The following is a 21,294-nucleotide window of genomic DNA, read 5'->3' on the forward strand; positions in this document are numbered from 1 at the left end:
CAGAGGGGGGAGGGAACGCGCGCTCGGCAACGTTCGGGAGCCTCCAACCATGAACGAAGTCGCCCGCCCCGGCGAGGGCACAGCCGTGCCCGCCCCGATGCCCGGCGCCCAGCCGATCGTCCTGCGGCCGGACGAGGGCACGCCCCCGCCGCCCGCTCCGGCGAGCCGGCGCGGCCTGTCGCCGATCAACCGGCGGCGGCTGGACAATTTCCGCCGCAACCGCCTCGGTTACGTGTCGTTCCTGGTCTTCACGGTCCTGTTCGTCGCCAGCCTGTTCGCCGAGTTCATCGCCAACGACCGTCCGATCCTCCTCTCCTACAAGGGCGAGTGGCTGGTGCCGGTGCTGGTCGACTATCCGGAGGAGAAATTCGGCGGCTTCCTCGCGCAGACCGATTACCGCTCGCCCGAGATCCGCAAGGAGATCGCCGAGAACGGCTGGGCGCTCTGGCCGCCGATCCGGTTCTCCTACGACACGATCAACGAGGATCTGCCGACGCCCTCGCCCTCGCCGCCGACCTGGATGCTGACGGACGCCCAGTGCAAGCCGGTCGCGGAAAAACTCGGCGGCTCGACCTGCGCCGACATCCCCTGGCACTGGCTCGGCACCGACAACACCACCCGCGACGTGCTGGCCCGGGTGATCTACGGCTTCCGCATCTCGGTGCTGTTCGGCCTGATCCTGGCGGCGGTGTCCTCTGCCATCGGCGTGGTGGCGGGCGCCGTGCAGGGCTATTTCGGCGGCTGGGTCGATCTCGCCTTCCAGCGTTTCATCGAGGTCTGGGGCGGGATCCCGACCCTCTACCTGATCATCATCATCTCGGCCTTCATCGCCCCGGGCTTCTTCGTGCTGCTCGGCATCATGCTGCTGTTCTCCTGGGTGGCGCTGGTGAGCGTCGTGCGGGCCGAGTTCCTGCGCGCCCGGAACTTCGAATATGTCCGCGCCGCCCGGGCGCTGGGCCTGTCGAATATCCGGATCATGGCGGTTCATCTCCTGCCGAACGCCATGGTGGCGACGCTGACCTTCCTGCCGTTCATCTTGAACGGTTCGATCACGACACTGACCTCGCTCGACTTCCTCGGCTTCGGCCTGCCGCCGGGTTCGCCCTCGCTGGGCGAGCTCCTCGCCCAGGGCAAGGACAACCTCACGGCACCGTGGCTCGGGCTTACGGGCTTCCTGGTGATCGCCGTGATGCTGAGCCTGCTCGTCTTCGCCGGCGAGGCCGTCCGCGACGCGTTCGACCCGCGCAAGACCTTCGCCTGACCCGCGCCTGACGGTAACCTGAGGTTATCGACGGGCGAATCGGTCGGTGCCCGGCGGCGCCCGATGTCGCAGCCGCGCGGATTCCTCACGAAATCTTGCGCGACACCTGCGGATGTTTTGGGCAGACCGGTAAATCCCAGCGCAGGATCGTCTGAGACAGAGGCGGTTTCCGAGGGTAAAGGTCTCTCCCGTCAATGAAAACTTGCTTTCACGATCCGCGCAGCATTCGCCTGCCGGGCCTCGATAAAGCGGCCGGGAAATGCCGTTCAAATGTCGCCAATGCAACTGTACCCTGTAGGGATGGACGGGTGATGCATACTTAGACTTTTGGTCAGACACCGAACCCTATCGGGATGACCTTGCTTTTTCCGGAGGGTGTCTTAACTCGCGAAAAGAGGGAACCGAACCAGGTTTTCACAGCAAGGAAAGAGAGAATGTCTGACGCTACGCCGACATCCCAACTGGATTACATCGAACGGACCGTGGACGTCGTGGCGGCGTACGTTTCGAACAACTCGCTGCCCTCGGCCGAATTGCCCAGCCTGATCGCGAGCATTCACAGCGCGCTGAATTCGATCGCATCCGGTCCGGCCGCCCCGGTCGCCGACACTGTCGAACGGCCGACCCCGGCCCAGATCCGCAGGTCGATCCGGCCCGACGGGCTGATCAGCTTCATCGACGGCAAGTCGTACAAGACCCTGAAGCGCCACCTCACCAAGCACGGCCTGGACCCGCAGAGCTACCGCGAGCGCTTCGGGCTGCCGGCCGATTACCCGACCACGTCGGCCAATTACTCGGCGCAGCGCTCGGCCCTGGCCAAGAGCCTTGGCCTCGGTCAGCCCGGCCGCGGCCAGCAGGCCGATCAGGACAACGAAGCCGCGGACGATACGGCCGCCTCGCAGGGGCGGCGCCGGGGTGCGGCCGCCGGAGGCCGCGGGCGTGGCGGCAGCCGCAAGGTCGAGGCCGCCTGACGCGGCCGTACAGGGCCTGCTTGACGGACGCGCGGTGTTCCGCATCGCGCCGCAAGGCATGGTTTCGAAAGGGCGAGACCCAGCCCTTTTAAGGTGTTTGGGCTAGCTGCGAAACTCGCAAGTCGTGGCTCTAACATCCTGAAAGAGCACCGCCTTTTCCCCTCCCCCTTGTGGGGAGGGGCCAGGGGTGGGGGTGGTGCAGGATGAGGCGCAGCGGTGCCGTCTGCACCACCCCCACCTCCAACTCCTCCCCACAAGGGGGAGGAGAGTGCGCTTGGCCCCTGTCTCGTTGCTGCCGCAAACACCTTAAAAGGGCTGGGGCGAGACCTTTCGCGGGTCCAGGGCGGAGTCCTGGTGTCGGGCGAAGCCCGAGTCTCGGGGGCTCCGCCCCCGAACCCCGCCGAAGGGCGGAGCCCTTTGAAAACCCGGCTCAGGCCGCGAGCCGGCCCTCGAGCGGGAAGACCTTGGCGGGGTTCAGCATCCAGTCCGGATCGAACACCGCCTTGACCCGCATCTGCTGCTCGAGATCGACCGGATCGTACTGGAAGCGCATCAGCTCGCGCTTCTCGATGCCGACCCCGTGCTCGCCGGTGAGGCAACCGCCGACCTCGACGCAGAGCTTCAGGATCTCGTCGCCCGCTTCCTCGGCCTTCTGCAATTCGCCGGGCCGGTTGATGTCGAACAGGATCAGCGGGTGCAGGTTGCCGTCGCCGGCGTGGAACACGTTGGCGACGCGCAGGCCCTTCCCGGCGCAGATCGCGCCGATCCGCTCCAGCACCGGGCCGAGCTGGCCGGTGGGGATCGTGCCGTCCATGCAGATGTAGTCGGAGATCCGGCCCGTCGCGCCGAAGGCCGACTTGCGGCCCTTCCAGATCGCGGCCGATTCCGCCTCCGAGCGGGAGACCCGCACGCTGGTCGGGCGGAAATCCTGGGCGATCGTCTCGATCCGCGCCAGCATCGCGTCGCACTCGGCATCCGAGCCCTCGACCTCGATGATCAGCATCGCCTCGGCGTCGCGGGGATAGCCGGCCTGGGCGAAATCCTCGGTGATCAGGATCGCCTCGCGGTCCATGTACTCGATCGCCACCGGGATGATGCCGGCCGCGATGATCGCGGCGACGCAAGCGCCCGCATCCTCGACCTTCGAGAAGCCGACCAGCACCGGCCGCGCCCCTTCGGCGGCGCGCAGGATCCGCACGGTCGCCTCGGTGACGATGCCGAGCTGTCCCTCCGAGCCGCAGACGAGGCCGAGCAGGTCGTAGCCGCCGCTGTCGAGGTGCTGGCCGCCGATCTCGACCACGGTGCCGTCGTTGAGCACCAAGGTGACGCCGAGCAGGTTGTTGGTGGTCACGCCGTATTTCAGGCAATGCGCGCCGCCGGAATTCATCGCGATGTTGCCCGCGATCGTGCAGGCGAGCTGGCTCGACGGGTCGGGGGCGTAGAAGAAGCCCTCGTGGCTGACCGCCCCCGAGATCGCGAGGTTGGTGATGCCGCTCTGCACCCGGGCGGTGCGGTTGGCGAAGTCCATGTCGAGGACCTTGGTCATCTTGCCGACGCCCAGGATGATCGCGTCGGGCTGTGCGATGGCGCCGCCCGCGAGCGAGGTGCCGGCGCCGCGGGGCACGACCCGCACGCCGTTCGCATGGCAATAGGCCATCACGGCCGCGACCTCCGCGGTGGTGGAGGGCAGCACCACGGCGAGCGGCATCTGCCGGTAGGCGGTGAGCCCGTCGGTCTCGAAGGCCCGGCGCTCGTCCTCGCTCACCACCAGCGCCTCCGGCGCCACCAGGGGCGCGAGGCCGGCCAGGATCGCCTCGCGCCGGGCGAGGATGGCGGGATCGGGTTCGGGGAAGCGGATCGACATGGGGCGCGTGCCCTCGTTCTGGGGTGGTTTGGCGCCAGCATGGACCCGTGCGGACGCCGCTTCAACCGGCGTGCGGCCGAACGATCTGCGGCCCTGTGTCGTCCGTGCGTCACATTTCAACCACGACGGCTGCCTAGCGTCGCCGCAGACGCTTCGCATCGCCGGCCCGGCGCCGGGTTCAGAACGGAACCGATGAACGCTCCCGCCTCCAGCGCCCTGCGCGACGATCGCCGCAACGACCTCTACGACGCGCCGGCGCCGCATCTGGCCACCACCCGGGATCTCGGGATCCGCAGCCTTCAGCTCGGCATCGCGGCCCTTCAGGAGGCGAGCGCGGCGTTCCAGGGGCGGCTCGGCGCAGCCTTCGAGGAGGCGGTGCAGACGATCCTGCAGAGCAAGGGCCGGGTGATCGTCAGCGGCATCGGCAAGAGCGGCCATGTCGGGCGCAAGATCGCCGCGACGCTCGCCTCCACCGGCACCCATGCGTTCTTCGTCCACCCGACCGAGGCCAGCCACGGCGATCTCGGCATGATCGCCCGGGACGACGTGATCGTCGCCCTGTCGTGGTCCGGCGAGACGGCGGAACTCTCCGATCTCGTGGGCTTCAGCCGGCGGTTCTCGATTCCCCTCGTCGCCATCACCCGCAACGGCGAGAGCACGCTCGGCCGCGCCGCCGACGTGCTGCTGGAACTGCCCCGTGTGCGGGAATCCTGCCCGCACGACCTCGCGCCGACCTCCTCCAGCCTGATCCAGCTGGCCTTGGGCGATGCCCTGGCGGTGGCGCTGGTCGAGCGGCGCGGCTTCACCTCGGCGCGGTTCCACACGCTCCATCCCGGCGGGACGCTGGCGGCCCGGCTCAAGACCGTGCAGCAGGTGATGCACGGGCCGCAGGACATGCCGCTCGTGCACGAGACCGCGCTGATGTCCGAGGTGCTGATCGAGATCGCGGCCCGGCGCTACGGCTGCGTCGGCGTCACCGACGGGGCCGGGCGGCTCGTCGGCATCGTCACGGACGGCGACCTGCGCCGCCACATGGGCCCGGCGCTCCTCGACACGCCGGTCTCGGCGGTGATGACCCGCGATCCCGTCACCGTGGAGCCGCACAAGCTCGCCCAGGCCGCCCTGGAGCTGATGAACCGGCGGCTGATCACCGCGGTCTTCGCGGTCACGGACGGGCGACCGGTGGGGATCGTCCACGTCCACGATCTGCTGCGCGCCGGCATCGCCTGATCGGCCGGGATCCGATCGAGGGCTTCTGTCGGGATCGCTTCATGCCAAACTCTTGGTATGTCGCTGCGCATCGTTAACCGTCCGCTCCCCGGCTGGGGCATGACCTACGGGCCGCCGGGCGATGGTCCGTTCCCCACCGTGATGGTGCTGCACGGTTCCGAAGGCGCTTGGTCCGGCTACAGCTACCTCACCGCCGCGATCCTGGCCGCCCACGGTTTCTTGGCCTTTCCGCTCGGCTATTCACGGGGCGGGAACCTCTGGAATGCCGGCGCGATCGTCGAGGTGCCTCTGGATCGCACGGTCGAGGCGCTCGGCGTCCTGCGGGCCCTGCCGATCGCCGGACAAGTCGGCCTCTACGGTGTCTCCCGTGGCGCCGAGCACGCCCTGCTGGTCACGTCACTGATGGCGCGGGACGACATGTCCGGTCTGCCCGACGCCGTGGCGGTTCACGCCGCCCCGGATGTCATCTGCGGCGCCTTCGTGGGCGCGGAATGGCGTGATGCGGGCGATCCGGGCTGGCAAGCCTGGGATCCGGCCCGAAGGGCCTGGACGTGGCGCGGCACGTCGGTCGGGTTGCTCCCCACCACGCCAATCGAGATCGAGCGCTACCGCGGTCCCTTGTACCTGAGCCATGGTTTGCGGGACGAGATATGGTCGGCCGCAATGACGATGCGTCTCCGGGACCGGCTGCACCGGCATGGGCTCGATCCCGAAGTCCATCTTCTCGCGGATCAGGGGCACATGCCCGAGGGAGAGGATGAGAACGCTCACTACCGCCGGCTGATCGCGTTCCTGCACCGGGCCTTGGTCGTCTGAGACGGCTCCGATCTCAGAAGGTCGCGATCGTCTGCCGGCACCAAGCGCAGCCCGAGCGGCCAGGGCAGAGCCTGCACTCGGGGCACGCCCTAAAGCCGCGCCAGCAGCTCCGCCTTCTTGTCGGAAAATTCCCGGTCGGTGAGCACGCCCCGGGCGTGCAGATCGGCCAGCCGTTCGATGGTCGCGAGCACGTCGACGGGCGGCGCATTCTCCGGCGCGGGCGTCGGTGTCGGAGCCTGTGCCGGATCGGCCTGCCGCGGGGCGGCGGCCTCCGCCTCGATACGGCGCAGCCGCGCGAGATCGACGGCTCCCGCCGGCCCGGTGAAGCCCAGGCTGCCGTTCGATTGCGAGACCCCGGTGATGCGGTGCTCGGCCGTGTCGTAGAGCGCCACGCCCGACCCCGACTCGACCGCGAGCCGCCGGCTCTCCGGGAAATAGGCGTAGCGCATCCCGTTCTGCGAGCCGGTGCTCGCCGGCGATCCGAGATCCGCCGGCCACCATTCGCCGCCGCCGCGCCGCTCCGCGGGGGCCGTCTCCGAGAAGCCGCTCACCGGCAGCGTGGCGGCGAGTTCGGTGCAGAGGGCGTCGACCCGCGCCTTCAGCGCATTGTCGAACATCCGGCCGATCATCACCATGCCGCCCGAGAACCACTGGCCCATCCCGCCGAGGTCGGGATGGTCGAACTGCGCCATGGTGCCGTGGCCGCACTCCAGCGCCCGTACGAGGTGGCGCACCGCGTCGAGGCTGACCCCGTGCCGATCCGCGACGCTCTGCAGGCCCGAGGCATGGTCGAACCGTCCGTCGTCGAGGAACGCGGCGGCCGTGGCGCCGCTATCGGACGAACCCATGAGCCAGCTCCTGAATGGTGCAGGGCGGATGGGATGGACCCGGGCCCGCGACGGTTTTGCGATGCGGACACAATCCGCAGGCGAAGCCGCCGGTTCCGGTTCCGGTTCGCCTCAGTCCGCGGCGGCCGGGAACGGGCCCGCGATGGTGAAGTCGGTGATCGGACGGCGGCCGTTCGGGGTCTCGCGCGGCCGCTGCTCCTCGGTGAGATCGGCCTCGGGCGTCTTGCGGCCGACCGCGAAGGCGGCCTCGATCCGGTGGTTCTCGGGCAGGCGCAGCACCTCGGGCGCGCGGACATGGTCGAAGCCCACCATACCGTGGGCATGCCAGCCCTGGTGGACCGCCTGGAGCTGGAACGCCAGGGAGGCGGTGCCGGCGTCGAAGGAATGGCTGTAGGAGGGCTTCAGCTCGTCGCCCACCTTCATGAGCCCGTTCGAGACCAGGAACACGATCGCGCCGGTGCCCGAGACCCATTTCTGATTGCCGGGTACGAGCAGGCCGAAGAAGGTGTCCCAATGGGCGTCGCCCCGCAGCGCATAGAGGAAGCGCCAGGGCTGCGAATTGTACGCCGAGGGCGACCAGCGCGCCGCCTCGATCATCCGCATCAGCTCGGATTCGGGCACGGCCTCGCCCGTGAAGGCGCGGGGCGAGTGCCGCTTCACGAAGACCGGATCGATGGCGTGGTCGGCGCGGCGGGGCGGGGGCAGGCTCAAGGGATTCGTCTCCGGAGGGCGGGGCGCCCGGGTCGCCGAGCTTGCCCGAAAGGGTCAGCCGGAGGCAAACTCGGGATCGGAGCATCCGCCAAGAAAGTAGCGAACGATTCGGTCTCCGGGTACGCTCCGCGCGTGACATCGCGTACGCCCAACACCGCCATCGAGGCGCCCGCACTGGGGATCGGTTTCTACACCGCCCCCGAGGCCGCGCGGCTCCTGCGCATGCCGGCCCGCACGATCAACCGCTGGCTCGGTGGCTACGCCTTCACCGCCGACGGCCACCAGCGTCGAATGCCGCCGCTCTGGACGCCGGAATTGCCGGCGAACGACCAGCATCTGGAACTCGGATTCCGCGACCTGATCGAGCTGCGTTTCGTCCAGGCCTTCGTGCGCGAACAGGTCGACCTGCGCGTGATCCGGCGCTGTCTCGAGACAGCCCGCGAAGCCGTGCAGGATCCGCGCCCGTTCTCGACGCGCCGGTTCAAGACGGATGGCCGCACGATCTTCCTGGAAAGCCTCAAGGCGGATGGCGAGAGCGAGGTGATCGACCTGACGCGCGGCCAGTATGTCATCCGCGCCGTGATCGAGCAGACCTTCCGCGATCTCGACATCGAGGGCGACGTCGTAACCCGCTGGCGTCCGTTCCAGGGGCGGGACACGATCGTCATCGATCCGCGTCGCGCCTTCGGCCAGCCGATCGCCGCCGGTACTGGCGTGCCCACCGTGGCCCTCGCCGATGCCGTCAGGGCTGAGGGGACCGTCGAGCGTGTCGCACGCCTCTATGAGATCCCCGTGGCCGTGGTCCGGGACGCCATGCGGTTCGAAGCCTCGCTCCAGGCCGCGTGAAGGTTATCGTCGACGAGAATCTTCCGCCTGCCCTGGCCCGGGCCCTGGCGGCTCTCTTCGCGGGCGACCACGACATCCTTCACATCCGGGATCGCTACGGGCCCGGCGTGACCGACCTGCAGTGGATCTCCGAACTGAGCCGCGAGGGCAGCTGGGTGGTGATCTCAGGTGATCGCCGCATTCGCAGGAACAATGCGGAATTCAACGCCTTCCGCGCCTCGCGCCTGATCGGGTTCTTCCTCTCGGCAGGGCTCTACAAGGCGCCCCTCGTCAAGCAGGCGGAGCGCATCCTGGCCCTCTGGAGCGGCATCGAAGCCTTCGCCGGGCGAGCCCGACCGGGATCGATGTTCGAGCTGCCTCTGACCAGCACGCGGATCGGGACCCTGTAGATCCCGCCCGCCTGCCAATCGCGCTTCACGCCACGCTGCGCTCGATCTCCTCCTCGTCGCAGATCACGCCGGCATTGCCCTCGAACTCGGCCGCGAGGTCCACGGGGGCGTGGGTCGGCGCCGGGGAGACCCGGTCGCGGGCGAAGGTCGCCAGGAACAGGCGCATGACGTGGCGCACGCCCGCGTCGTTGATGGTGCGCTGGTCCTCGTTGTAGTAGCGCCCGGCATTCACGTTGCTCGTGACGATGTCGTAGGCGGGGAAATAGACCGCCCGCGGGTCGCCGCGGCCCACCACCTCGCCGGCCGCCACCCGCAGCACCGACTTGGAGTAGCTGTTCGACTCCATCACGTGCCGGTCCATGTAGGTGGCGATCATCGGCACCGGCGAGACCGTGAAGATCACCCGCGCCTTCGGGTTCACGCTCCAGAGCCGGTCGAGGAAGCCGTTCAGGTCGCCGAGAACCTCGGCCGCACCGGCATTCACGCATTCGTAGAGCGCGGGGTCGAAGGTGCCGCCCGCGACGCCGGGGGCCAGCGGCAGCGCCGCGCCGTCGGCCCGCCAGCGCCAGCCCTCGGTGAGGCCGAGCGTCAGCACGAACACGTCGAGCGTCTCGAACAGGCGGCGCACCTCGGCGAGATGCGCGTCGCGGGCGGCCACCACCTCGGCCTCGCTCGCAAAACCCGCCGGCTCGACCGTGGGGCGGAACGGGTCGACGTAGCGGCCGTCGTCGCGCAGCCACGCCTTCAGCTCCGGCTCGAATGTTCCGTAGGCCCGGTCGAACAGCTGCACGAACTGGCGCGTGTAGTAGAGATTGCCGTATCGCGCCGAGAAGGTGCCGAACTGGCGGGCATTGGCCTCCTCGGCGCTCATGCCGGGGGGCGGCGGCTCGGTCAGGTAATAGTTGAATCCGGCGCCGCGCACCGCCTCGGCCACGCGTTGCGCGAAGCAGGAGCCGCCGGTGGCGACCTTGTCGGTCGGCGCGATCACGAACGTGTCCTTCGGGTGCGGATTGACCGCGAAGGGCGGCACGTTGGTCACGACCTTGCGCCAGAATCGCTCGGCCGGTAGACCCGTATACGGATTCAACGCCATCTTCGAACCCTCTTCCTCACGACGGCGACGGCCCTCGGGACCGCTGAACCGTCCGCTGACACGGCACGCGACGTGGCCCTGAACGACCTGCCCCGGCGCGCCCGCAGCGCGTTCACGCTCTCGACGCCCAGTTGGCCCCCCACCTGGGCGACACCATGGCGGAACCGCGCCCGCGCCGCTACCGGCCGCGACGGACCGAGCATCGCGGTCCTGGGCAATTGCCAGGCCCGCGGCGTCGCCCGGGCGATGCGCCTGCTCGCCCCGAGGAGCCCCGTGCGCTACCTGCCCATGGGCTCGCTGAAGCGCGACCACGGCCATATCGACGGCCTCGTCCGCACGTTGCTCGCCCACGACCACGTCTTCTCGCAGACCTTCCCGGCCGGGCTGATCCCGGGGGGCGACGCCGCAACCCTGCGCGCCGCCGATCCCCGGCTCAGGCTCTTCCCGTCGATCGTGTTCTCGGCCTTCCATCCCGACATGGTCTATGCCGGACAGGCCTCGGACCTCGCCGCACTGAAGCTCGCGCCCTCGCCGATGGGGCAGTACCATTCGGCGATCGTGCTGGCCGCCCACCGGCTCGGGCTCGCGCCTGACCACACCGCCGGCCTGTTCCGCGAGGATGTGTTCCGGCGCCTCGGCTATCTCGATCATTGGGATCCGGCGGTGCGCGAACTCGTCGGCGCGGCCGAGGCCCTGGGCTTCGGCCTGGAGCGCGAGCTGACCCGCTGGGCGCGCCGCGGCGCCTTCATGCACCTGATGAACCATCCGAAGGCGCACGTCGTCGGCGACATCGCCCGGCGCCTGCTCGTGGAGAGCGGGATCACCCCGGAGCCGGTGGAGATCGAGGATTATCTCGGCGACGAGCTGACCCAGGACGTGATCTGGCCGATCTACCCGGCCGTCGCCGAGCAGTTCGGGCTGACCGGATCGTACCTGTTCAAGGCCAAGGCGTCGAAGTCCAAGGCTCTCGGCGAGGATTTCCCGGTGCTCTACGACCTGCCGGGCTTCATCGCGGCGAGCTTTTCGATCTACGACGCCCTGCCGGCCGGCGACCTCACCTGTCCGCGGGTGGAATCCTGGCTCGCGGCGCTGGAGATCGTGGCTCTGTTCCGGGCCGGCTGAACCGGCTCAGCCGGCGGCGCAGAGCTGTGCGCCGAGATGCGCTTCACCCAGTCCTTCGACCATCATCCGCACCAGCCGGTCGACCTCCTGCACCTGGAACGGCTTGCGCAGAAACAGGCTGCCGGGCACGCCGCTGCGGCCCATCGTGTCGGTCGAGGTGTAGACCACCGGCCGGTCGGGATGGAGCGCCCGGAAGGCGTGGGCCACCGTCCAGCCGTCGATCAGCCCGGGCAGGTGGATGTCGGTGAACAGCCAGTCGATGGCCGCGCCGCGCGCGCGCAGGAGCGTCAGCGCCGCCTCGCCGGTGGAGGCCTCGATCACCCGGATGCCCTGCGTCTCGCACAGGCTCGCGATGATTTCGAGGAGCAGATAGCTGTCCTCGACGATGAGGACGCTCTGGGCGGGGCGCATGGCGGGCTGTCCGGTGTTCGGCCCGCCGATTAAGGGAGCGACAGGGTTGAGGATCTCTTAATCGGCCCCCTGTGTCTGTTACTGGACGGCGCGGAAGCCGCACGATCCTGTTGCAGCGCCGCAACCTGTCTGCGCGAAATCACCTGTCCGGCCCATCCGCCCCGCGGCTGCCGCATTCGCGGCGCGTCCCGGGGTGCGTCAGCGCACGCCGCCGGACGCGACGGGTCGTCACCACCCACCCGCGCAGCCCGGCGGAACCGTCGCTTAACCATCCGCGCCTACAGACGGCGTTCAAGGAGTACGCGGACCCGCCTCGAAGACCCGCAGCCGGCCTTCGGCTCCGCGCGAGGAGCTTTTCAGATCATGATGCAGCGTTTCCGTGCCGCCGCCCTCGGCCTCGCCCTCGTCGCCGGCCTGGGGCTGGGCGCCTGCAGCAACGACAAGGACCTCGCCGACGCCTCCGCGTTCGGGGCCGGCGCCGCGACCCCGGGCAGCGCGCAGGACTTCGTCGTCAATATCGGCGACCGGGTCTTCTTCGAGTCGGATTCCACCGACCTGACGCCGACCGCGACCGCGACCCTCGACAAGCAGGCCGCGTGGCTGCAGCGCTACCCGCGCTATACCTTCATCATCGAGGGCCATGCCGACGAGCGCGGCACCCGCGAGTACAACTTCTCCCTGGGTGCCCGCCGCGCCCAGGCGGTGAACGACTACCTCGCCACCCGCGGCATCGCGGCGAACCGGATGCGCACCGTGTCGTACGGCAAGGAGCGGCCGGTGGCGGTGTGCAACGACATCTCCTGCTGGTCGCAGAACCGCCGGGCCGTGATCGTGCTGGACCGCGGCGCCGGGGCGTAGGGAGATCGCCCACGGGCGGTCCGGACGCGGTACCGCTCACCGGGCCGGGCGGGTCCCGCGCGGGAGAACGCCCAGCGCGGCGGCCCGCGACGCCGCGGCCGAGAGCCATCGGTGCCACCAGGCGCCGCGTGCGGGCAGGAATGGATGCGCGGACGGCCCATGAAGCGGGCTGCCCGCGATCTGCTGCGTCTGCTCGGCGAGTTCGATCAGGATCCGCTCCATGAGCGTGCGCCGCCGCGCCTGGAGCGCGTCCGGATCGGCCGGTTCCCGTCCGGGCCGGAGCCGGACGAGGAACTCGGTGGCCGGCATCGGGACCAGGCTCTCGACCTGCAGATCGAGGAACCTGAGCTGGCCGAGTTCGAGCATCATCAGCGCGAAGCTTGCCGGTACGAACACCCAATTGTGCGCGTCCACGTAATCGGGGACGTCGCGATAGCTGAGCATCTGCCACGCGATGTCGAGGCCATAAAGGAGTTCGGCAGGCCGGGTGTCGTCCGTGAACCAGCCCGGGTAGCTGCCCTTGGTCGCGACCCGTAGGCCGTAATCGATGTGGGTGCGCGCGTCGTGCCGGTCGCGCTTGTCCTCGTAGGCCACGATCGCGTCGGCCGTCGTCGAGGGATTCCGGTAGAAGTCGAAGCACTTGCGCTTGTCGGGCACCGCCAGGATCACGACGCCTTCGGGCCGGAGCAGGCTCTGCGCCGCCTGGAGGAACCGGATCACGTCGGTCGTATGCTCGATGACGTGGCTCGCGATGAAGGCGTCGAACGTGCCGTGGTGCTCCGCCGGGACGGCGTCGATCAGCGATCCGCCGTGCCAGACGAAATCGACCTCCTCGATCTTCGCGGGATCGACCCAGGGATCGCCCGCATATTTCGCGATCAGATCCGCCCGGGTGGCGTGATCGAGGCTGAAGCTGTTCCAGCCGGCGCTGCGCGGCACGAGCGGATTGTGGCCCGGCCCGATCTCGATGACCTTGCTGGCCTTCGTGAGACCGTCGAGGAGGTACTGTTCGCGCCGCATGGTCGCCGGCGCCGCGCCGGGGGCGGCCTGGCACACGGGCCGCGCAGGAGGGCCGCCGCACTCCGTGCGCTGCGCACAGTGGAATCGGGATCGATGCTTCACGATAACGGGCTTCACGATGATGGTCGGGAAGATGATCTCCTATGTCGCCAAGATGATGCGAAGCTTGCTGGCCCGGGGGTGGAGATCTTCCCGGCCGGAGAGAGCGTGCTTGATTTAAAATTTTGAATATGGGATACGAAAAGGTCTTGAGTGACCGCGAAAAAGTGGATCTCGGCTCGATCCGCCGCGTCGCCGAAGCGGGGCCGGGCTCGTAGCCTGACAGGGAATGGTCTCCGCTCCCGTGGGTCCGGGGCCCGCACCGATCCCGCCCCAGTTTTGCCGCGGACGGGCGCATCTGTTAGGGCCACGCGCCGCCATCGGACCGCAGCCGCCCCATGCCCGCCGACCCCATGCCCGCCCGCCTTCGCACCCGTCTCGCCCTCGCCACAGCCCTGGGCGCCGCGCTCCTCGGCCATCCGGCCGCCGCGCAGGACGCCTCCGAGCTGGTCGTGCGCCTCGGGCGCATCGAGAACCAGTCCCGCACGATGGCGGGGCAGATCGAGACCCTCCAGTACGAGAACCGCCAGCTCAAGGAGCAGCTGCGCAAGTTCCAGGAGGACGTCGAATTCCGCCTGAGCGAGGGCAAGGGGGGCGAAGGCCGGGGCGGCGGCAAGCCCGCACCTGCGGCCGCACCGCCCTCCGGATCGGGGGGCGGTGCCGTCAACGGCGTCAATCCGGGCTCCGGGCGGCCGGGCAAGCGCGGCGACGCCTTCGACCCGTCGCAGGCCCCCGGGGCGCCGGGCGCGCCGATGCAGCTCGGCAGCACCCAGCCCTCCGCCCCCCTGCCGCCCGGCGAGGCCGTCGAGTCGGCCGAGGCCGCGCCGCGGCCGCAGCGCCTGCCCCAAGGAGCCATCGAGGGCGAGGACGAGGATTCCGAGGCGGCGGCCCCCGGCTATGACCAGCCGGTGGACCTGCGCCCGCCGGCCCGCACGGGGGCGATCCCGGCGCGTCCCTCCGAGAGCGTCGCCGCCACGCGGACGGGCGATCCGGCTGCGGATTACGAGGCTGCGGTCGAGCTGTACCGCGGCAAGCAGTACGAGCAGGCCGAGATGGGCCTGCGCCAGTTCATCCAGTCGCATCCCCGCGACAGCCGCGTCGCCGGCGCCACCTACTGGCTCGGCGAGAGCTACCTCGCCCGCGGCCGCAACCGCGAGGCGGCCGAGCAGTTCCTGAAGGTCTCCACCGACTACGCCCGCTCCTCACAGGCGCCCGACGCCATGCTGAAGCTCGGCGTCACCCTCGCCGCGCTCGGCGCCCGCGAGCAGGCCTGTGCGACCCTGGCCGAATTGGACCGGAAATTCCCGAATGCCAGCGCGGGCATCCGCCAGGGCGTCGCGCGCGAGCAGAAGCGCGCCCGCTGCGGCGCCTGATCCGGATCGGGGTTTCCAAAGGGCTGAAGCCCTTTGGCGGGATATCGAGGCATAGCCCTGAGATCGGGCTTCGCCCCAACCCGGCAGGGCTCTGCCCTGCACCCGCAAAAGGTCCCGGACCTTTTGAATCCATGACCGGCACTATCGACGACCTCGTTCTTCAGGCGCTCGAACCCTGGCTCGGGGGCAGCGTGTTGCTGGCCGTGTCGGGAGGACCCGATTCGACCGCGCTGATGCACGCCGCGGCGGCATTGGGATCGCGCGTGCGGGTCGCCACCGTCGATCACGGCCTGCGCCCGGAGGCCCGCAGGGAGGCCGAGGGCGTCGCCGCCGCCGCCCGGGCGCTCGGCCTGCCGCACGCGATCCTGTCCTGGACCGGGGCGAAGCCGGGGGCCGGCCTGCAGGCAGCGGCGCGGGCCGCCCGCTACCGGCTGCTCGCCGCCCATGCCGCGGCGATCGGCGCGGACCGTCTTCTCACCGGCCATACCCTGGACGACCAAGCCGAAACCGTGCTGATGCGGCTGGCCGCCGGCAGCGGTCCCGCGGGCCTCGCCGGCATGCAGGCCGAACGGGCGCTCGCGCCGGGACTCGTTCTGGGGAGGCCCTTCCTCGCCCTGCCCAAGGCCGCGCTGGTCGCGTGGTGCGAGGCCCGCGACATCCCTTACCTGCGCGATCCCAGCAACGCCGACCCGCGCTTCGCCCGCGGCCGCCTGCGCGAAGCCTGGCCGATCCTGGAGCGGGAGGGTCTGACCCGCGCGCGCCTCGCCCGCCTCGCGGAGCGCGCCGCCCGCGACGAGGCGGCTTTGCGCCTCGCCGCCGAGCAGGCCCTCGAAGCCGCCTGCCTGCCGGCGGAGGGCCCGGCCCTGCGCCTCGACGGCGCCATGCTGGCGGCCCTGCCGGAGGCGGTCGCCCTGCGCTGCCTCGACCGCGCCCTGAGCCGGGCGGGGGCGGCGCCCCGCCGGCTCGAACGACTCGAAGCCCTGGTCCTCGGATCGCTGCTGCCGGCCCTGCGAGGCCGGGCGGCGATCCGGCGCAGCCTAGCGGGGTTCCTGATCGCCGTCGATCCCGCCGGTCGGGTGAGCCTCACCCCCGCGCCGCCGCGCCGGTCGCCGGCGAAGCGTGCTGCCCTCGCCGCAGGGGCGTCGCCATTACTTGGCAAGGGAGGGCCCCCCGCTTACATTGGCGTCGTGTGCACGGATGGACCGGCCGAGCCGGGCGATACGTCCGTCCCGGGGGTCGCACGCGCCAAGGATTGATCGATGAACCCGAATTTTCGCAACTTTGCCTTGTGGGTCGTCATCTTCCTGCTTGTGCTGGCCCTCGTCACCCTGTTCCAGAACCCGGGGCACCGGGGCGGCGGCAGCGAGATCGCCTACAGCCAGCTCCTGAACGACGCCGATGCCGGCAAGATCCAGTCGGTGGTGATCTCCGGGCAGGACGTGTCCGGCACCTATGTCGGCGGCGGCAACTTCACGAGCTACGCGCCCAACGACCCGAGCCTGGTCTCCAAGCTCCAGGGCAAGGGCGTGCAGATCACCGCCCGTCCGCCGTCCGACAACACCCCCTGGTTCATCCAGCTGCTCGTGAGCTGGCTGCCGATCCTCGTCTTCATCGGCGCCTGGATCTTCCTGTCGCGCCAGATGCAGTCCGGCGCCGGCCGCGCCATGGGTTTCGGCAAGTCGAAGGCGAAGCTCCTGAACGAGGCCCATGGCCGCGTGTCGTTCGACGACGTCGCCGGCGTGGAGGAAGCCAAGGAGGACCTGCAGGAGATCGTCGAATTCCTGCGTGACCCGCAAAAATTCCAGCGGCTCGGCGGCCGGATCCCGCGCGGCGTGCTGCTCGTCGGCCCGCCCGGCACCGGTAAGACCCTGATCGCCCGGGCGGTCGCGGGCGAGGCCAACGTGCCGTTCTTCACGATCTCGGGCTCCGACTTCGTGGAGATGTTCGTGGGCGTCGGCGCCAGCCGCGTGCGCGACATGTTCGAGCAGGCCAAGAAGAACGCGCCCTGCATCATCTTCATCGACGAGATCGACGCGGTCGGCCGCCATCGCGGCGCCGGCCTCGGCGGCGGCAACGACGAGCGCGAGCAGACCCTGAACCAGCTCCTCGTGGAGATGGACGGGTTCGAGGCCAACGAGGGCGTCATCATCATCGCGGCGACCAACCGCCCCGACGTGCTCGACCCGGCCCTGCTGCGGCCCGGCCGGTTCGACCGCCAGATCATGGTGCCGAACCCGGACGTGACCGGCCGCGAGCGCATCCTGCGCGTCCACGTCCGCAAGGTGCCGCTGGCCCCCGACGTCGACCTGAAGACGATCGCGCGCGGCACCCCGGGCTTCTCGGGCGCCGACCTGATGAACCTCGTCAACGAGTCCGCGCTGCTGGCCGCCCGTCGCGGCAAGCGCATCGTGACGATGCATGAGTTCGAGGATGCCAAGGACAAGGTCATGATGGGCGCCGAGCGGCGCACCCTGGTGATGACCGAGGACGAGAAGCGGCTCACCGCCTATCACGAGGGCGGCCACGCGATCGTGGCGCTGAACGTCCCGGCGACCGACCCGGTGCACAAGGCGACCATCATCCCCCGGGGCCGGGCGCTCGGCATGGTCATGCAGCTGCCGGAGCGCGACAAGCTCTCCATGAGCTTCGAGCAGATGACCTCGCGGCTCGCCATCATGATGGGCGGCCGGATTGCCGAGGAGATGATCTTCGGACCCGACAAGGTGACCTCGGGCGCCCAGTCGGACATCGAGCAGGCGACGCGGCTGGCCAAGATGATGGTGACCCGCTGGGGCTTCTCGCCCGAGCTCGGCACCGTCGCGTATGGCGACAACAACGACGAGGTCTTCCTCGGCATGTCGATGGGCCGGCAGCAATCGGTCTCGGAATCGACCGCCCAGAAGATCGACGCCGAGGTGCGCCGCCTCGTGGAGACCGGCCTGGAGGAGGCGCGCCGCATCCTCGCCGAGCACAAGGATGACCTTGAGGCCCTGGCGCAGGGGCTCCTCGAATACGAGACCCTCTCGGGCGAGGAGATTCGCAACCTGCTCAAGGGCCAGCCCCCGATCCGCGACGGCGGCGATGTGCCGCCGACCCCGGCCCGGGGCTCCTCGGTCCCCTCGGCGGGCCGCGGCCGGCCGAAGGAGAGCGACGGCGGGCTGGAGCCGCAGCCGCAGGCGTGATCCGGGATGGATGGACGAGGAGGGCGCCGCGAGGCGCCCTTTTTCGTGCGTGACAAAGCTGATCCGCTGTCGGCAAATCGACCTCCCCAGCTTGGCCGGAGACTCGGCCGATCGTTCCGAATTGGAAACACAGGCCCTTCCACGAGGCGCAGCCAACCCCCATGCCGGTCTCGACCTATCTCGTCGTCGCCCTCGGTGCGGTGGTCGCCGGCTTCGTCCAGGGTCTCTCGGGCTTCGCCTTCGGGCTCGTCTCCCTGTCGTTCTGGGCCTGGGTGCTCGATCCGAAACTCGCCGCGTTCCTCGCCATCGCGGGCGCCTTCACGGGCCAGATCGTCGCCGTGCTCTCCGTGCGGCGCGGCTTCGATCTTAAGCGGCTCGCGCCCTTCGTGCTCGGCGGCCTCGCCGGCATCCCCCTCGGCATCCTCCTGCTGCCGCGGCTCGACGCCGACTGGTTCAAGGCGATCCTCGGTCTCCTGCTGGTGCTCTGGTGCCCGGCGATGCTGTTCGCCAGGAACCTGCCGCGGATCACCGTGGGCGGCCGGTTCGCCGACGCGGTGGTCGGCCTCGGCGGCGGCATGATGGGCGGGCTCGGCGGCTTCACGGGGGTGCTGCCCACCCTCTGGTGCACCCTGCGCCGCTACGAGCGCGACGTGCAGCGGTCGGTGATCCAGAACTTCAACCTCGCCATGCTCAGCGTGACGATGGTCACCTACGTGGTCTCCGGCCTCGTCACCCGGGCCATGCTGCCGATGCTGGCCCTGGTGCTGCCGGCCATGCTGATCCCGACCCTGCTCGGCGCGCGGATCTATCTCGGCATCAGCGAGGCGGCGTTCCGCACCCTGGTGCTGAGCCTGCTCACCCTCTCGGGCCTCGCCCTGGTCGGCGCGTCGCTCCCGCAGATCCTGTAGCGTCCATCGGGGGCTCGGCCCCATTTCGACCGCCTTTGTCGGGGAGCACCCATCGGACTCCGCCGGAGCGCGGCATCCGGCGTAAACGATTGTCTGCTAAGCCTTGTCCGGCCGGTGGGACCGGCCCCCGGAGACGACCTCGTGCGCAAGTATTTCGGAACCGACGGGATCCGCGGCCGCGCCAACGGCGTGATCACCCCCGAACTCGCCCTCAAGGTCGGTCAGGCGGCGGGCCTCGTGTTCCAGCGCGGCGATCACCGCCACCGGGTGGTGATCGGCAAGGATACCCGCCTGTCCGGCTACATGATCGAGACCGCCCTGATCTCGGGCTTCACCTCGGTGGGCATGGACGTGCTGCAGCTCGGCCCCGTGCCGACGCCGGCCGTCGCCATGCTGACCCGCTCCATGCGGGCCGATCTCGGCGTGATGATCTCGGCCTCGCACAACCCGTTCGAGGATAACGGCATCAAGCTGTTCGGGCCCGACGGGTTCAAGCTCAACGACACGATCGAGCACGAGATCGAGGCGCTGATCGACGCCGACATGCACAAGCGCCTGTCCGGCTCCAACGATCTCGGCCGGGCCAAGCGGATCGAGAGCGTGCATGCCCGCTACATCGAGTTCGCCAAGCGCACCCTGCCGCGGCAGGTGACGCTGGAAGGCCTGCGGGTCGTGGTCGATTGCGCCAACGGCGCCGCCTACCGGGTCGCCCCCGAGACCCTGTGGGAACTCGGCGCCGAGGTGATCGCCATCGGCACGGAGCCCGACGGCTTCAACATCAACCGCGACGTCGGCTCGACCGCGCCGGCGGCGCTGGTCGCCAAGGTGCGCGAGCGCCGGGCCGATATCGGCATCGCGCTCGACGGCGACGCCGACCGGGTGCTGATCGTCGACGAGAAGGGCCAGGTGGTCGATGGCGACCAACTCATGGCGGTGGTCGCCCGCTCCTGGCAGGAGGACGAGCGCCTCACCCAGCCGGGGCTGGTCGCCACGATCATGTCGAATCTCGGCCTGGAGCGCTATCTCGGCGGCCTCGGGCTGACGCTGGCCCGCACCGCGGTGGGCGACCGCTACGTCCTCGAGCATATGCGCGAGCACGGCTACAACCTCGGCGGCGAGCAATCCGGCCACATCATCATGTCGGACTACACCACCACGGGCGACGGGCTCGTGGCGGCGCTCCAGCTCCTCAGTGTGGTGCAGCGCCAGAACCGGCCGGTGAGCGAGGTCTGCCACTGCTTCGACCCGCTGCCGCAGATCCTCAAGAACGTGCGCTACAGGGCCGGCGAGCCGCTCCGCCAGGACAGCGTGGTGAGCGCCATCGAGCACGCCCGCGAGCGGCTGGGCAATGCCGGCCGCCTCGTGATCCGCCCCTCCGGCACCGAGCCGGTGATCCGCGTGATGGCCGAGGGCGATGACCGCGGCCTCGTCAACGCGGTGGTCGACGAGGTGGTCGACGCCGTCACCCGCGCGGCGGCCTGAGTCCCGGGTTCCCAAAGGGCTCAGCCCCAGCCCCAGCCCTTTTAAGGTGTTTGGGCGCTAGCTGCGAAAATCGCAAGTCGTGGCTCTAACATCCTGAAAGAGCACCGCCTTTTCCCCTCCTCCTTGTGGGGAGGGGCCAGGGGTGGGGGTGGTGCAGGATGAGGCGCAGCGGTGCCGTCTGCACCACCCCCACCTCCAACTCCTCCCCACAAGGGGGAGGAGAGTGCGCTTGGCCCCTGTCTCGTTGCTTCCGCAAACACCTTAAAAGGGCTGGNCCCCACCTCCAACTCCTCCCCACAAGGGGGAGGAGAGTGCGCTTGGCCCCTGTCTCGTTGCTTCCGCAAACACCTTAGAAGGGCTGGTCGCAGACCTTTTGAAACCACGAATTGGGTGTTCAGTCGTAGGCGGCGCTCAAGTCCGGCGGCGCCGTCATGCGCCATGCCGCCAGAAGCGCGGTGCGGAGCACGTCCTCCGCGCACAGGTCGAGATCGAGATTGGTCCAGCCCCGGCGGCCCCAGGCCCCGTCGAGCGGCGTGAACAGATCCGGCTCGGCCTCGCACAGGGCGGCCTGATCGGCGGGCGCGAGCCGCAGCACCACCCGCGCCTCCTCGACCCACAGGGTCGCGAACACCCGGCCGCCGACGCGGAAATCCGGGTTGCCGCTATGGGCGCCCGCCACCGCCTCGGGCAGCATCAGCGCCAGGATGCGCACGTCCTCGGGCAGCATGGGCGCCTTAGCTCGACTTTGGCCAATTTTGACGGGTTGTCGAGGGTGTGAGGTGACGAAGCGGGCGTGGCGGGTAGGCTGGT

The 21,294-nt window shown here is 69.7% G+C and carries 20 protein-coding genes; 13 read left to right on the forward strand and 7 right to left on the reverse strand.

Annotation, left to right across the window (positions count from 1 at the left end; genetic code table 11):
- The first annotated feature begins 49 nt into the window (after positions 1-49).
- Both FVE89_RS15540 and FVE89_RS15545 read left to right on the forward strand, forming a co-directional pair.
- Entirely contained in the window at positions 50-1,261 is a 1,212-nt protein-coding gene (locus tag FVE89_RS15540; protein WP_160534847.1) for an ABC transporter permease, read from the forward strand.
- 434 nt (positions 1,262-1,695) lie between these two features.
- Positions 1,696-2,232 carry a MucR family transcriptional regulator gene (locus FVE89_RS15545; RefSeq protein WP_160534849.1) on the forward strand — a complete coding sequence of 179 codons (537 nt, stop codon included), beginning with the start codon at positions 1,696-1,698 and terminating at the stop codon, positions 2,230-2,232.
- A 430-nt stretch (positions 2,233-2,662) separates the two neighbouring features.
- Here the strand turns inward: FVE89_RS15545 and FVE89_RS15550 are convergent, their stop codons facing one another.
- Complete coding sequence (locus FVE89_RS15550; protein WP_160534851.1) at positions 2,663-4,096, reverse strand: FAD-linked oxidase C-terminal domain-containing protein; 1,434 nt, start codon at positions 4,094-4,096, stop codon at positions 2,663-2,665.
- A gap of 192 nt (positions 4,097-4,288) precedes the next feature.
- Here FVE89_RS15550 and FVE89_RS15555 point away from each other — a divergent pair, with 192 nt between their 5' ends.
- Both FVE89_RS15555 and FVE89_RS15560 read left to right on the forward strand, forming a co-directional pair.
- The gene (locus tag FVE89_RS15555; protein ID WP_160534853.1) at positions 4,289-5,326 is read left to right on the forward strand and encodes a KpsF/GutQ family sugar-phosphate isomerase; all 1,038 of its coding nucleotides are present in this window, start codon (positions 4,289-4,291) and stop codon (positions 5,324-5,326) included.
- Between the two features lie 57 nt (positions 5,327-5,383).
- Positions 5,384-6,142 (forward strand): acyl-CoA thioester hydrolase/BAAT C-terminal domain-containing protein, encoded by a 759-nt coding sequence (locus FVE89_RS15560; protein ID WP_160534855.1) that lies wholly within the window; start codon positions 5,384-5,386, stop codon positions 6,140-6,142.
- A gap of 89 nt (positions 6,143-6,231) precedes the next feature.
- On the opposite strand, the gene FVE89_RS15565 is transcribed toward FVE89_RS15560, so the two are convergent.
- Together FVE89_RS15565 and FVE89_RS15570 are read right to left on the reverse strand one after the other, a co-directional pair.
- Positions 6,232-6,990 carry an SHOCT domain-containing protein gene (locus tag FVE89_RS15565; protein WP_160534857.1) on the reverse strand — a complete coding sequence of 253 codons (759 nt, stop codon included), beginning with the start codon at positions 6,988-6,990 and terminating at the stop codon, positions 6,232-6,234.
- 111 nt (positions 6,991-7,101) lie between these two features.
- Complete coding sequence (locus FVE89_RS15570) at positions 7,102-7,701, reverse strand: nitroreductase family protein (RefSeq protein WP_160534858.1); 600 nt, start codon at positions 7,699-7,701, stop codon at positions 7,102-7,104.
- Between the two features lie 132 nt (positions 7,702-7,833).
- Here FVE89_RS15570 and FVE89_RS15575 point away from each other — a divergent pair, with 132 nt between their 5' ends.
- Positions 7,834-8,547 (forward strand): DUF433 domain-containing protein, encoded by a 714-nt coding sequence (locus FVE89_RS15575; RefSeq protein ID WP_160534860.1) that lies wholly within the window; start codon positions 7,834-7,836, stop codon positions 8,545-8,547.
- On the forward strand, positions 8,544-8,936 hold the full coding sequence (locus FVE89_RS15580; RefSeq protein ID WP_160534862.1) for a DUF5615 family PIN-like protein: 393 nt from the start codon (positions 8,544-8,546) through the stop codon (positions 8,934-8,936). The genes FVE89_RS15575 and FVE89_RS15580 overlap by 4 nt, the downstream gene beginning before the upstream one ends.
- A 25-nt stretch (positions 8,937-8,961) precedes the next feature.
- Here the strand turns inward: FVE89_RS15580 and FVE89_RS15585 are convergent, their stop codons facing one another.
- Entirely contained in the window at positions 8,962-10,029 is a 1,068-nt protein-coding gene (locus FVE89_RS15585) for a GSCFA domain-containing protein (RefSeq protein WP_160534864.1), read from the reverse strand.
- Between the two features lie 72 nt (positions 10,030-10,101).
- Here FVE89_RS15585 and FVE89_RS15590 point away from each other — a divergent pair, with 72 nt between their 5' ends.
- Positions 10,102-11,151, forward strand: coding sequence for a WcbI family polysaccharide biosynthesis putative acetyltransferase (locus FVE89_RS15590; RefSeq protein ID WP_160534866.1), 1,050 nt, complete (start codon positions 10,102-10,104; stop codon positions 11,149-11,151).
- Positions 11,152-11,157: 6 nt separating this feature from the next.
- On the opposite strand, the gene FVE89_RS15595 is transcribed toward FVE89_RS15590, so the two are convergent.
- Positions 11,158-11,562: a response regulator gene (locus FVE89_RS15595; protein WP_160534867.1), complete on the reverse strand. Its 405-nt coding sequence runs from the start codon at positions 11,560-11,562 to the stop codon at positions 11,158-11,160.
- Between the two features lie 363 nt (positions 11,563-11,925).
- On the opposite strand from FVE89_RS15595, the gene pal reads away from it, so the two are divergent.
- Positions 11,926-12,420, forward strand: coding sequence for a peptidoglycan-associated lipoprotein Pal (pal, locus tag FVE89_RS15600; protein ID WP_160534868.1), 495 nt, complete (start codon positions 11,926-11,928; stop codon positions 12,418-12,420).
- A gap of 36 nt (positions 12,421-12,456) precedes the next feature.
- On the opposite strand, the gene FVE89_RS15605 is transcribed toward pal, so the two are convergent.
- A complete protein-coding gene (locus FVE89_RS15605) occupies positions 12,457-13,440 on the reverse strand; it encodes a methyltransferase domain-containing protein (RefSeq protein WP_160534869.1) in 984 nt (327 codons plus the stop codon).
- A 452-nt stretch (positions 13,441-13,892) separates the two neighbouring features.
- Between FVE89_RS15605 and ybgF the strand changes: the two genes are divergently transcribed.
- From ybgF to glmM, 5 genes are all read left to right on the forward strand, one after another.
- Positions 13,893-14,912 (forward strand): tol-pal system protein YbgF, encoded by a 1,020-nt coding sequence (gene ybgF, locus FVE89_RS15610; protein ID WP_160534870.1) that lies wholly within the window; start codon positions 13,893-13,895, stop codon positions 14,910-14,912.
- Between the two features lie 131 nt (positions 14,913-15,043).
- Positions 15,044-16,168 carry a tRNA lysidine(34) synthetase TilS gene (tilS, locus tag FVE89_RS15615; RefSeq protein ID WP_202130831.1) on the forward strand — a complete coding sequence of 375 codons (1,125 nt, stop codon included), beginning with the start codon at positions 15,044-15,046 and terminating at the stop codon, positions 16,166-16,168.
- Between the two features lie 3 nt (positions 16,169-16,171).
- On the forward strand, positions 16,172-18,094 hold the full coding sequence (ftsH, locus tag FVE89_RS15620; protein WP_160534871.1) for an ATP-dependent zinc metalloprotease FtsH: 1,923 nt from the start codon (positions 16,172-16,174) through the stop codon (positions 18,092-18,094).
- Positions 18,095-18,255: 161 nt separating this feature from the next.
- Positions 18,256-19,002 (forward strand): sulfite exporter TauE/SafE family protein, encoded by a 747-nt coding sequence (locus tag FVE89_RS15625; RefSeq protein WP_160534872.1) that lies wholly within the window; start codon positions 18,256-18,258, stop codon positions 19,000-19,002.
- Positions 19,003-19,143: 141 nt separating this feature from the next.
- The gene (gene glmM, locus FVE89_RS15630; protein WP_160534873.1) at positions 19,144-20,484 is read left to right on the forward strand and encodes a phosphoglucosamine mutase; all 1,341 of its coding nucleotides are present in this window, start codon (positions 19,144-19,146) and stop codon (positions 20,482-20,484) included.
- Between the two features lie 394 nt (positions 20,485-20,878).
- Here glmM and FVE89_RS15635 read toward each other — a convergent pair whose 3' ends face one another.
- Positions 20,879-21,211: an MmcQ/YjbR family DNA-binding protein gene (locus FVE89_RS15635; protein WP_160534874.1), complete on the reverse strand. Its 333-nt coding sequence runs from the start codon at positions 21,209-21,211 to the stop codon at positions 20,879-20,881.
- Between the last annotated feature and the right edge of the window lie 83 nt (positions 21,212-21,294).

It is taken from the genome of Methylobacterium sp. 2A (genome assembly GCF_009806555.1).
Lineage (GTDB): Bacteria > Pseudomonadota > Alphaproteobacteria > Rhizobiales > Beijerinckiaceae > Methylobacterium.

Bases quoted from the DNA above. Each gene is read 5' to 3' on its own strand.
- ftsH (WP_160534871.1), top strand. From the start codon at position 16,172: ATGAACCCGAATTTTCGCAACTTTGCCTTGTGGGTCGTCATCTTCCTG.
- FVE89_RS15545 (WP_160534849.1), top strand. From the start codon at position 1,696: ATGTCTGACGCTACGCCGACATCCCAACTGGATTACATCGAACGGACC.
- tilS (WP_202130831.1), top strand. From the start codon at position 15,044: ATGACCGGCACTATCGACGACCTCGTTCTTCAGGCGCTCGAACCCTGG.
- FVE89_RS15595 (WP_160534867.1), bottom strand. From the start codon at position 11,562: ATGCGCCCCGCCCAGAGCGTCCTCATCGTCGAGGACAGCTATCTGCTC.
- FVE89_RS15540 (WP_160534847.1), top strand. From the start codon at position 50: ATGAACGAAGTCGCCCGCCCCGGCGAGGGCACAGCCGTGCCCGCCCCG.
- FVE89_RS15560 (WP_160534855.1), top strand. From the start codon at position 5,384: ATGTCGCTGCGCATCGTTAACCGTCCGCTCCCCGGCTGGGGCATGACC.
- ybgF (WP_160534870.1), top strand. From the start codon at position 13,893: ATGCCCGCCCGCCTTCGCACCCGTCTCGCCCTCGCCACAGCCCTGGGC.
- FVE89_RS15585 (WP_160534864.1), bottom strand. From the start codon at position 10,029: ATGGCGTTGAATCCGTATACGGGTCTACCGGCCGAGCGATTCTGGCGC.
- FVE89_RS15625 (WP_160534872.1), top strand. From the start codon at position 18,256: ATGCCGGTCTCGACCTATCTCGTCGTCGCCCTCGGTGCGGTGGTCGCC.
- FVE89_RS15565 (WP_160534857.1), bottom strand. From the start codon at position 6,990: ATGGGTTCGTCCGATAGCGGCGCCACGGCCGCCGCGTTCCTCGACGAC.
- FVE89_RS15550 (WP_160534851.1), bottom strand. From the start codon at position 4,096: ATGTCGATCCGCTTCCCCGAACCCGATCCCGCCATCCTCGCCCGGCGC.
- FVE89_RS15635 (WP_160534874.1), bottom strand. From the start codon at position 21,211: ATGCTGCCCGAGGACGTGCGCATCCTGGCGCTGATGCTGCCCGAGGCG.
- pal (WP_160534868.1), top strand. From the start codon at position 11,926: ATGATGCAGCGTTTCCGTGCCGCCGCCCTCGGCCTCGCCCTCGTCGCC.
- FVE89_RS15555 (WP_160534853.1), top strand. From the start codon at position 4,289: ATGAACGCTCCCGCCTCCAGCGCCCTGCGCGACGATCGCCGCAACGAC.
- FVE89_RS15605 (WP_160534869.1), bottom strand. From the start codon at position 13,440: ATGCGGCGCGAACAGTACCTCCTCGACGGTCTCACGAAGGCCAGCAAG.